Origin of the sequence: Collinsella sp. TM05-37 (assembly GCF_003436455.1) — a bacterium.
GTDB lineage: Bacteria > Actinomycetota > Coriobacteriia > Coriobacteriales > Coriobacteriaceae > Collinsella.
This window is the reverse complement of the sequence record NZ_QSPN01000018.1, coordinates 1-11,148: the sequence shown is the minus strand read 5'-3', so window position 1 is coordinate 11,148 and position 11,148 is coordinate 1. Positions and strand designations below refer to the sequence as shown.

Genomic DNA, 11,148 nt, shown 5'->3' with positions numbered 1-11,148 from the left:
AAAGGCTCCCCTCTCGCCCAGTGGACGGGAGGGGAGCCTTATATGTGACCGCGGCAAAAGGATGGCAATACCGCAGTCGCCCAAAGGGAGGGCCTGGATGAACCGGGCCTAGATAAGGTTCTTGCCAGACACCTTATCGAAGAGGTGGGTCGCGTTCTTCTCGAACTTGAACCAGATGGGGTCGCCCGCCTTGAGCGCACCCTTGGCCTCAAGGTCGACAACGGGAATGATCAGGACGAACTGGCCATCGGGAGCGGTCACGTGGACATGCTCGGTCGAACCCATGAGCTCGGTCACCTCGACGGTACCCTGGAGCGCGCCCTCCTCGTCCTTGTCGGCAAGCAGAATCTGCTCGGGACGCACGCCGGCCGTGATCTCCTTCACGTCGCCGCCGTCCCAGTTGAGAGCAAGCTGAGCGCAGGTCTCGGGGGCGAGCGCCACGTTCATATCCTCGGTCTTGACGGTAAAGCCGTTGCCCGAGCGCACCAGCTGGGCATCGAAGAAGTTCATCTGCGGCACGCCGATAAAGCCGGCGACGAAGATGTTCGCGGGATGGTTGAAGACCTCCTGCGGGGTGGCGATCTGCTGGACGACGCCGTCCTTCATGACCACGATACGGTCACCGAGGGTCATGGCCTCGGTCTGGTCGTGGGTGACGTAGATGAACGTGCCCTTGATCTCGTGGCGCAGCTTGATGAGCTCGGCGCGCATCTGGTTGCGCAACTTGGCGTCCAGGTTGGACAGCGGCTCGTCCATCAGGAAGACCTTAGGGTCACGCACGATGGCGCGGCCGATGGCGACGCGCTGACGCTGACCGCCCGAAAGCGCCTTGGGCTTACGGTCGAGGTACTCGGTAATACCCAGGATCTCGGCAGCGGAGCGGACCTTGCGGTCGATCTCGTCCTTGGGGACTTTCTTGAGCTCAAGCGTAAACGCCATGTTCTCGTACACCGTCATGTTGGGGTACAGAGCGTAGCTCTGGAACACCATGGCGATGTCGCGGTCCTTGGGAGCGACGTCGTTGACGCGCTTGCCGTCGATGAGCACATCTCCCGAGGTGATATCCTCCAGGCCGGCGACCATGCGCATCGTCGTGGACTTACCGCAGCCAGAAGGGCCAACGAGGACGATGAACTCCTGGTCGTGAACGGTGAGGTTGAAGTCCTCTACAGCGAGCACACCGTCCTCGGTAACCTTAAGGTTGTGCTTCTTCTCCTCGGTCTTCTTCTTTTTGCCAAAGAAGCCCTTCTTTTTTGACTCGTTGTTGGGATACACCTTCTGAACATGTTTGAGAACGATCTCGGCCATGTCTTTACCTTTCGATACGCGGCGCCGCGCTGAGGGGCGCCGCCAAAACTTGCAAAACAGTTACGGCATCAGCCCTTGACGGCACCTGCCACAACGCCGTCAATGATGTACTTCTGGCAGAAGATGTACATGATGACGATGGGGATGACGACCATCATGATGCATGCCATCATGGGGCCGAGCTCGACGTGGCCATAGCCGCCGCGGAAGTACTGGATCAAGATAGGAATGGTCTTGTACTTGGTGGAGTCGAGCGTAAGGTAGGGCAGCAGGTAGTCGTTCCAGACCCACATGGTCTCAAGGATGCCGACCGAAAGATAGGTGGGCTTCATGATGGGAAGGACGATCTTAAAGAACACCTGGACCGGGTTGCAGCCGTCAATCATGGCCGCCTCTTCGATCTCGAGCGGGATGTTCTTTACAAAGCCGGCGAACATAAAGACCGCGAGGCCCGCGCCAAAGCCCAGATAGATAAAGCAGATGTTGAACGGCGTGTTGAAGCCGATGCGGTCCGCCAAATTGGACAGCGTGAACATGAGCATCTGGAACGGTACGACCATCGAGAACACGAACAGGTAATAGAAGAAGTTCGAGATCTTGTTGTTGACACGAACCACGTACCAAGCGCACATGGAGCAGCACACCAAGATCAGCACGACCGACGTGACCGTGATGATGAGCGAATACATAAACGCCGAGGCAAAACCCTGCTCGTTTAAGGCATGCACGTAGTTTGCAAAGCCGTTGAACGTCTCGGGCGTGAGCAGATCGAACGCCGTGGTGGTGCTGATTGCGGTCCCCTTCTTAAAGGAATTGAGCGCAATCATGAACACGGGGTAGATCCACGCGAGCGACAGGATCGTAAAGAAAATCGAGAGCGCGCGGTTGATAGCCTTATCGCGTTTCATTACTGCTGCACCTCCTTGGACCTCGTAGCCTTAAGCTGGATCATAGAAATAGCGACAACCAGGATGCAGAAGATAACTGCCTTGGCCTGACCGATGCCCTGCCATGCGATGCCAGCACGCGAATAGAACGTGTTGTAGATGTTCAGGGCGAGCATCTCGGTGGAGTGCGCCGGGGCGCCACCGGTAAGGGCGAGGTTCTGGTCGAACAGCTTAAAGCCGTTGGTGATGGACAGGAACAGGCAGATGGTGATCGTCGGCATCAGGTTAGGGATCTTAACCTTCCAAAACGTCTGCCATGCCGTGGCGCCGTCGACCTTGGCGGCCTCGATGTAGTCGGACGGAATGGACTGCAGACCAGCGATGTAGATGATCATCATGTAGCCGACCTGCTGCCACAGGGTCAGGATGATAAGGCCCCAGAAGCCAGCGGCGGAGTTGAGGGCGATAAGCTGGGCACCCACGTTGGAGAGCAGGCAGTTGATCAGAATCTGCCAAATGTAGCCCAGTACAATGCCGCCAATCAGGTTAGGCATAAAGAAAATCGTACGGAAGATGTTGGTGCCCTTGAGCGCCTTGCGAGTGAGCGCCTGCGCAATAGCCAGCGCGATCACGTTGATGAGCACCGTTGACAGGAAGGCAAACGCCACGGTAAAGAAGAACGACGTGGAGAACTGCGGGTCGGTCAGTGCGCGCACGTAGTTCTCGATACCGACAAAGTGCGCGTTATTGATGGTAATAAACTGGCAGAACGAGAGATAGAAACCCTGGATAAAGGGAATCACGAACCCGATCATAAACGCCAGGCACGTGGGCAGCATAAAGAGCGGCCACCAGCGTTTGAGTGCTTTGCCCATAGAAGGGTCCTTTCAATATGCAGGGGGCGGGCAAACCAACGTCTGCCCGCCCCCTGTCGCTAATCAGATAGCTTGGGCAGCAACTGCTTACTCGGAAGCAGCCTTCTCGGTCTTCCAGCCATCGACGAAGGCGTTCTTGACGCCGTCCCACTTGGTGTTGTCGGCAGCATAAGCGATGAGAGCCTGCTTGAGGTTCTTCTTCCACTCCTCAGAGGGGATGTAGACGAAGTCCCAAGCAACGGTCTTCTTGCCGTCCTTGGCCATGGCAACGGCCTGCTGCGAGAAGACGTTGGTGGTCTCCTTAGCGCTCTTGAACGGGGCGGTCAGACCCATCTTGTCAGCGATGATGCTGGTGGCGGTGTCAGAAGTGACGCACCAATACATGAAGTCCTCGGTGGCCTTCTGGGCATCCTCGGATGCCTGGGAGCTGACGCACCAGTAGTTCTCGCCGCCGGAGCACAGGCCCTGGTTCTCCTCGCCGTCGACGCCGATGTAGATCGGCAGCATGCCGAGCTGGTCGTCGGTCATACCGGCCTTGGTGAGGTCGGCGTAGGCCCAAGAGCCGTTCTGGTAGAAGACGGCCTTGCCGGTTGCGAACTCGTTGGTGGCGTCGTCACCGGTCTTGGAGGCGAGCTGCGAAGGATCACAGGTGGAGTCGGTGATGTACAGGTCGAAGATCTGCTTAAAGTTGTCGAGATACTCGCCCTTGATCTCGTCGTCCTCCTGGTTGTGCTCCTTCTCGAACTCGTAGTAGAGCGGGAGGTTGGCGAGGTGGGTGGTGTAGCGCCAGCTGGAAGAGTCATCCATACCGGCGGAAGTGAAGGCACCGTCAACGCCGAGCTCGTCCTTGCGGGCCTGGATGTCATCGGCGCAAGCCTTCAGCTTGTCGAAGGAGTTGATGTCCTCGGCCTTGTAGCCGGCCTTCTCGAGGAGCTCCTTGTTGTAGATGATGCCGTAGCTCTCCTGAACCCAGTCGATACCCAGATCCTTGCCGTCGGACTGCAGCGCCAGGGAGTCGTCGATGAGCTCGCCGCGGAGCTTGGTGTCGGAAAGATCGGCGCAGTAGTCCTTCCAGTTCTTAAGGCCGGTGGGGCCGTTGACCTGGAACAGCGTCGGAGCGGAGCTCTTGGACATCTCGGACTTGAGCTTCTCCTCGTAGGTGTTGGAGGCGGCGGTCACGATCTTGACCTCGACGCCCTTCTCCTTCTTGTACGCCTTGGCGATCTCCTTCCACTCCTTGTCGACCTCGGGCTTGAACTGGAGGAAGTAGACCTCGGCAGCGTCACCAGAAGCAGAGGAGCCGGAGCCGGCAGAACCACCGCAGCCCACGAGGCCCAGACCAAGAACCGCAGCCGCGGAACCAGCAAAGCCCAGGAACTGCCTTCTGCTCATTTCGTTCTTCATTACAATCCACCCTTTCACACCGTGGCGGCACCCTTTGCCGCCGCCTTCGGAGATTGGCTCGGGGACTTTGCCCCTTTTGCTGACTTGTACAATACGCTATTTGGCTAGTTGTTTGAACAAGTATTACTAGAGCGGTAGAAAAACTTCGGTGAACGGTAATTTCAACTTGATACTTGACAAGTTTTGTATAAACAATTATTTATTATCGAATGCAGAGAAAACGCCCGATCAAGCCGATGCATCGTCGGTTTGACCGGGCGTTTTCTCTTTGAGGGCATGAGTCTCGTCAGGCTGCGAGCTAGCCGGCTATCGCTTGGAGTTGACGCGGTAGTGGAAGATCTCGGGATGCGTGCGGGCATGCGTGACCTCGAACAAGATGCCGTCCGAAGTGTACGACTGGCTCTCCATGACGGCGACACAGTTGTACTTGCCAAGGTCCAAGTAGCTGCAGTCCTCATCGTTGGCGAGCTCGACACTCACCGTACGGCGGCTCGCCATCACTTTGATGCCGCGCTTGTGCTCCAGATAGCCGTAGATAGAATCCGCCGCGATCTCGGGGGTCAGGCCCTTGGCGATCGACGCCAAAAAGTAGCCGTGGTCCACCTGGCGCGCGCTGCCGTTGAGGCTTCGGACACGCACGACGCGAATCAGCTCCTCGCCCACCTTAAAGCCCAGGCGACGAGAGAGTTGCTCAGTGCAAATCAAATGTTCAAAAGACTTGACCTCGGTCGATGCGACGGCATTGTTGCGTTTTGCGAACTCGCCAAACGACTCAACCTCTTCGAGTGCGCCCAGCATGTCGGTTTCGCCCTTAAGCCAAATAACGCGCACGCCCTTACCGTGTATAGGCTGCACAAACATCTGGTCGGCCAGCATGCTCAAGGCGCGTCGAACGGTATTGCGCGTGCAGCCAAACTCCGCGGTCAGCTCGGCTTCGGTTGGCAGCATCTCCTGAAACGCATAGGTCCCGTCGATGATGCGCGAACGGATCTCGCGGTAGATTCCTTCGTAAATCGCTTTTGGCATGATTTCACCTCTAATGAATATGTATGGCTAGGCACGATAGCATTTCTTAAAGTTGTTTAAACCGATTATCGGTAAAGTACGGATTATTTACCGTCGACGGTTCCCCCGAAACCCAAATCGGACCGAATCAAAACCGTCAATGCGGCAAGCAGCCAGTCCTCTACAATGAGTTCATTGTTTAAACGTTCTTGCTCGCACAGCATGTTGCATCCGGAAGGCATATTATGCTGCAGAAAATCCAACGTTTTGGCGGAGCCATGTTCGCGCCCGCCATGCTGTTTTCTATATCAGGCCTCATGGTCGGCATCTCCGCCCTCGCCACGACCGTAGACATCGTCGGCGACCTCGCCGTATACGGAACCCCTTGGTACGTTTTCTGGACCATCATCCAGCGCGGCTCGTGGACGGTCTTTAAACGTCTCCCGCTCCTTTTTGCCGTAGCGCTGCCTATCGGTCTTGCCCAAAAGCAACCGGCACGCTGCTGCCTCGAGGCACTCGTGGCCTATTTTGCCTATTGCTTCTTTTTGAGCGAGATCATTAAGCTGAGCGGAGACAACCTTGGGCTTAAGTACCCATCATCTTTGACCCCCGCCAGCGGTATCACCGTCATCGACGGCATCAAGACGCTCGACACCGGCATTATCGGCCCGCTGGCGGTATCGGCAACCGTCGTCGCCATCCATGACCGCTTCTACGATGCCAAGGTTCCCGATTGGCTCGGCACCTTCTCGGGTTCCTCGCTGGTCTACCTCATCAGCTTTTTTGCCGTGTTTGCCCTTGCCGCCATCTCGGCCGCCATCGTGCCCTTCGCATACGCTGTGACCGAAACGCTGCGCCACGCACTTGCGGGCGTCGGCCCCTTCGGCGTGGGCATCTTTGTGTTTTTGGAGCGAGCACTCGAGCCCATGGGGCTGCACCATCTGCTCTATATGCCCATCTATTACGACAATCTGGTCATTCACGACGGTATTTACGCCACGTGGACCAACCTGCTCCCCATTCTCTCCCATAGCACGCGCCCTTTAAATGAACTTGCGCCCTGGGCAGGTTTTACCGCCACCGGCTGGGGCAAGCTCTTTGGCCTTCCCGCCATCGCGGCAGCATTCTATTTCACCGCCAAACCCGAACGCCGCGCCGGCCTTAAGGTCATCCTTTTGCCCGCCATCGTCGCCTCGGTGGTCTGTGGCGTCACCGAGCCGCTCGAGTTTCTCTTTATGTTCACCTATCCCGGACTCTTTTTGCTCTACGCCGTCCTATCCTCCTGCCTTGCCATGACCATGAACTTCTTCGGTATCGTCGGCATCTTCTCAGGCGGTCTCATGGAAATGACGGCCTTCAACTTCATCCCACTCATGCGAATGCATGCCGGCTCCTACCTTTTGGCGCTCGGCATCGGTCTTGCCTTTAGCCTCATCTTTTTTGTTAGTTTTCGAGCACTCATCTTGGTCTATGACCTTAAGACGCCGGGCCGCGAGGATCATGTCTCCAATCGCGCGGCAATCGATCGTTTAACGGGAAGCGGCTTTGCCAAAGAGCAATCTCCCAATGGCGAGGTCAGTATTCAATCCGATCAAGATCACGTCCTCGCTGAGCGGGTAATTCAGCTTTTAGGTGGCGTTGGCAATATCGTGGGCGCAACCAACTGCGCCACGCGCCTGCGCGTCGAGGTCGCAGACCCTTCCATCGTTGCAGATAACGCGTCGTTTGTCGCGGTGGGCGCCAAGGGCCTCATCATTACGGGCAAGACCGCCCAGGTGATTATCGGCATCTCCGTTCCCCGCGTTAAAGAGCATTTTGACCAGATCATGGGTCTCGAGCCGGGATTTGTGCCCACCACCTCGGCCTCCCCTGCCGCCAGCGCAGCCCATAAGCGCGGCGATATCTGCTTCTTCGATATCGACGGAACACTCGCCTGGCAAGACCCTCGAGTGGCACAAGAGCTTCCCGAGAGCGAGCGAGACCTCTCCCCCTATCCCAACGAGGCGGTTGCGCAAGCCATCCGTGATTTTGTCGCCAAGGGCAATATGGCGTTTATCTGCACAGGGCGCACGCTGAGCTGCATCCATCCAAAGCTGCTCGATCTGCCCTGGACCGGCATCGTCTGCCTCGCGGGTGGCTATGTCGAACTTGAGGGACACGTGATCCGCGATTTGGCGATGACGCCCGGTATGCTGCAGCGCCTTGCTCCCATTCTTGAGCAATCGGACGAAGTGATTCGTTTTGAGGGACTCAATGGCGTCGTTCGCATGGGTGCCGATGTGCCCGACGCCCCCGGATACGCCCGCACCGTGGGCGATGCAATTACGCAGCTGCAACATTACAGCGCCTACAAGATCTTAATGTCCACGTCGCTTGCCAACCGCATCGCTCAGGATCAAACGTTTGAGCCGCTGCTCTGCTTTAACGAGCTCGAGCTCGAAGTGACCGAGATTTCGCCTCGCGAATGTACCAAGCGCGAGGGTATCCAGTCCGTACTCGACGCTCTCGACCCCAACCATGGAACGGTATATGGCATCGGTGATGCCAGCAATGACATCTCGCTGATGAACGCCGTCGACGTCGGCATCGCCATGGGCAATGCACCGGACTTCCTCAAGGAAAAGGCCGACTATGTCACCGACAGCATCGACCACGACGGCGTCGTCACCGCGCTCGAACACTTTGGGCTTATCTAGCCAAGCCCCTACCGCACTTGCGGCCGCATGGACCAATCGTCTTCAACCGCCGCGCTCGACGCCCTAATGTGGCAATATGTTGTCTGCATAATGCAACGATGCAACCTATCAAAGAATGCGAGAACCCGTGTCCAGTCCGTTTACCAGCTTTTTAGCCCAGCACTTTGACCAGATTAACGACTATCTGGCCACGTTCTTTGACGGACAGGCGACTTCCGCCGATATCGAGCGCTACCTGTATACCCCGCTCTCGGCATTTACGGCAAACGCTGGCAAGCGCCACCGCCCGCTCATCTGCATGCTCGCCGCCACTGCGGTAGGCGGCAGCTTTGAGAGCGCCCGCAGCGCAGCGGCGGCCATCGAGCATTTCCAGTCAGGCGCGCTGATTCACGACGACATCGCCGACAACGGACAGCTTCGTCGAGGCAAGCCCTGCATGCACCTTACCGAGGGCACGGGCCTTGCCATCAATTGTGGCGACCTGGCGCTCACCATGGTCACCAAGACGGTTCTCGACGATCCCACGCTCGAGTCCGACGTGAAGCTGCGTGTGCTCCACGAGCTTACCGAGATGATCGTCCGCACCATCGAGGGTCAAGCGCTTGACCTGGGTTGGGTCCGTGACGAGCGCTTTGATATCTCGGTTGATGACTACCTGGACATGGCGACGCACAAGACCGCGTACTACAGCGGAGCGACGCCGCTTGCCGCCGGAGCCATTATCGGCGGCGGCAGCGAAGAGCAGATTGAGGCACTGCGCGCCTTTGGGCTGCACACGGGCCTTGCCTTCCAGATTCAAGACGACCTGCTCAACTTGATCGGCACCAAGGAGGCCGCCAACAAGGACTTCCGCACCGATATCACCGAGGGCAAGCGCACCCTCGTTGCCGTGCATGCCCTGTCAGACGAGCGCTATCACGACGAGATCGAGGCAATCCTTTCCTCGGGCACCGAGGACCCTGCGCAGCTCGCACGCGCCGTGGAGATCTTCCAGGAGACCGGCTCCATCGATTACGCCCACACCTATGCGCTCGACCTGACCGCTAAGGCCAAGGCCGCTATCGAAGGCGTCGAGCTCGACCCGCATGCGCGCGAGCTCTTCCTCTCAATGGCAGATTTCTTTGTGGAGCGTCTTAACTAGCGGGGGTCATAAAACCTGTGGGCAGCGAGTTTGGGTACAAGTTGCTACACTATTGAGTGCATGTTTATAAATTGTCTCGCGTTGTCTATCCGACACACGCTCAAAATAGTACGAATGGTACGCCGAAAGGGGTTCGTTCATGGAACCTATTACCACGGGCATGCAGGGAGCAGCCGTCGAGGATGTTCAGTCCCGCCTTCTGCAGCTCGGCTATACAATCGATGACGCCGAGGTTGTCGACAAGCGCTTTGGCACCACCACCGAGCAGGCCGTCAGCACCTTCAGGCTCGACAGCGGCCTTGCTGCCGGTCATGCCGTCGATATCCCCTGTTGGAGCGCCCTGGTCGACGCCTCGTATAAGCTGGGCGACCGCACTCTGTATCTGCGCATGCCCAATTTCCATGGCGCCGATGTGCAGGCCCTGCAGCGCGCTCTCAACGTTTTGGGCTTTGCCTGTGGCGAAGACGACGGCTACTTTGGTCCGCATACCGAGGCCGCCCTGCAGCAGTTCCAGGAAAATGTCGGCCTGTTTGCCGACGGCATGGCCTTCCAGGACACCTACGCCTACATCAACCGCCTGCACCATGTGTGGGAGGGCAAGCCCTCGGTCACCGAAGCCGAGTCCCGCATCGGTTTTGCTCGCGCCGCCAACGTGCTCGAGCGCTTCCAGATCGCCGTTATCGGTGAGGACCCCATCGCACGCAGCGTTGCTTCGCGCATGTGGAACATCGCCACGGCAACGACCGACAACAGCGGCATGATGCTCTGCGACTCCGAGGTCCCAACCGACGTTGACCTGGTGCTCGAGATCGCAAGCGACGAGCTGCCCGCCGACGCCGCGCCACGCGCCACGATTGCCCTCGCCGAGTGCCACAACCTGGCCCAGCGCATCCGCACCGCCAATGTCGCCGCGCAGCAGAAGCCGGCTCGCATTCGCATTGAGCTCACGGGCATGACGCGCTACAACGGCACCTTCACGGCCAGCGACGCGCAGACGCTCGCCGTACGCCTACTCGACGGCGTTTGCGATGCCCTCGCAGATTAGGTAAACTAGACGAGTTGCTTTTGGGCAACACCACACATTGGGACGTAGTTCAACGGTAGAACTCCGGTTTTTGGTGCCGGCTGTTGGGGGTTCGAATCCCTCCGTCCCAGCCATTAAAACTGAGCGCCCTAAGCCCATAACGGCCCAGGGCGCTTTCTTGTGGGCAAGCGGAGGAATTCGAACCCGCAAGGGTGCGGAGCTGAGGAAACGCGAAGCGTTTTCCAGCGCAGCACGCAAGGATGCGGAGCGACGCAGCGGGGCGCGGCCGCCGCAGGCAGACGCGGTGCCGGCACTTGGGGACGCTCCTAAGTGCCGGCATTATAGGAACGTCCCCAAGTGCCGGCTCGGGACTATTTTCGAGGACCCTCCGAAGGACTGTGGCCAAAAAACGGCAAATATGAGTACTGTTACCGTTGTAGCTACATTATTTTCGTTAATAAAAGAAGATCTTAATGAGATTTATTCGCATCAAGGTCTTCCTTTAATGAACACTTGAGGAGATACGGCAGCTTATCTGCTCGATCGACACGTCAAATCACCTTAAATGTGGTCAAAATTACTGCTACTAAAAGAGTATCAGTACTCATATTTGATGTTTTTTGGCCACGGCTCTTTATAGACACCCTGCACAGCGACGGTGGTAGATTTCGGAACGTGTCCGTCAGCCCCGTTCCGAAAAGCGAGCCGCATGCAACGGCCAAGCCACGACAGGCCCCGGGAGAGCGGGGACACCGGCTTAGGTTTATCGCGAGTTCCGCACGAACAGGAGGCCACTTAATGTGGCCTC

General features: G+C 57.7%; 8 protein-coding genes and 1 tRNA gene. 4 read left to right on the top strand and 5 right to left on the bottom strand.

The window, feature by feature from the left end; genetic code table 11:
• Nucleotides 1-108: 108 nt before the first annotated feature.
• The 5 genes from DXD48_RS08520 to DXD48_RS08500 all read right to left on the bottom strand — a co-directional run bounded on the left by DXD48_RS08520 (nucleotide 109) and on the right by DXD48_RS08500 (nucleotide 5,500).
• Nucleotides 109-1,308, bottom strand: a complete 1,200-nt coding sequence (locus tag DXD48_RS08520) for an ABC transporter ATP-binding protein (protein ID WP_055252176.1) — start codon at nucleotides 1,306-1,308, stop codon at nucleotides 109-111.
• Nucleotides 1,309-1,376: 68 nt separating this feature from the next.
• The gene (locus tag DXD48_RS08515; RefSeq protein ID WP_117564839.1) at nucleotides 1,377-2,216 is read right to left on the bottom strand and encodes a carbohydrate ABC transporter permease; all 840 of its coding nucleotides are present in this window, start codon (nucleotides 2,214-2,216) and stop codon (nucleotides 1,377-1,379) included.
• A complete protein-coding gene (locus DXD48_RS08510) occupies nucleotides 2,216-3,070 on the bottom strand; it encodes a carbohydrate ABC transporter permease (protein ID WP_099432301.1) in 855 nt (284 codons plus the stop codon). The genes DXD48_RS08515 and DXD48_RS08510 overlap by 1 nt, the downstream gene beginning before the upstream one ends.
• Before the next feature lie 87 nt (nucleotides 3,071-3,157).
• Nucleotides 3,158-4,474 carry an ABC transporter substrate-binding protein gene (locus DXD48_RS08505; RefSeq protein ID WP_055252173.1) on the bottom strand — a complete coding sequence of 439 codons (1,317 nt, stop codon included), beginning with the start codon at nucleotides 4,472-4,474 and terminating at the stop codon, nucleotides 3,158-3,160.
• Nucleotides 4,475-4,780: 306 nt separating this feature from the next.
• The gene (locus DXD48_RS08500) at nucleotides 4,781-5,500 is read right to left on the bottom strand and encodes a GntR family transcriptional regulator (RefSeq protein WP_117564838.1); all 720 of its coding nucleotides are present in this window, start codon (nucleotides 5,498-5,500) and stop codon (nucleotides 4,781-4,783) included.
• A 224-nt stretch (nucleotides 5,501-5,724) separates the two neighbouring features.
• Between DXD48_RS08500 and DXD48_RS08495 the strand changes: the two genes are divergently transcribed.
• From DXD48_RS08495 to DXD48_RS08480, 4 genes are all read left to right on the top strand, one after another.
• Complete coding sequence (locus DXD48_RS08495; protein ID WP_117564837.1) at nucleotides 5,725-8,175, top strand: PTS transporter subunit EIIC; 2,451 nt, start codon at nucleotides 5,725-5,727, stop codon at nucleotides 8,173-8,175.
• A 127-nt stretch (nucleotides 8,176-8,302) separates the two neighbouring features.
• Entirely contained in the window at nucleotides 8,303-9,316 is a 1,014-nt protein-coding gene (locus tag DXD48_RS08490) for a polyprenyl synthetase family protein (protein ID WP_117564836.1), read from the top strand.
• 139 nt (nucleotides 9,317-9,455) lie between these two features.
• Complete coding sequence (locus tag DXD48_RS08485; RefSeq protein WP_187361857.1) at nucleotides 9,456-10,361, top strand: peptidoglycan-binding protein; 906 nt, start codon at nucleotides 9,456-9,458, stop codon at nucleotides 10,359-10,361.
• 38 nt (nucleotides 10,362-10,399) lie between these two features.
• Nucleotides 10,400-10,474 (top strand) — tRNA-Gln (locus tag DXD48_RS08480).
• Nucleotides 10,475-11,148: the final 674 nt, after the last annotated feature.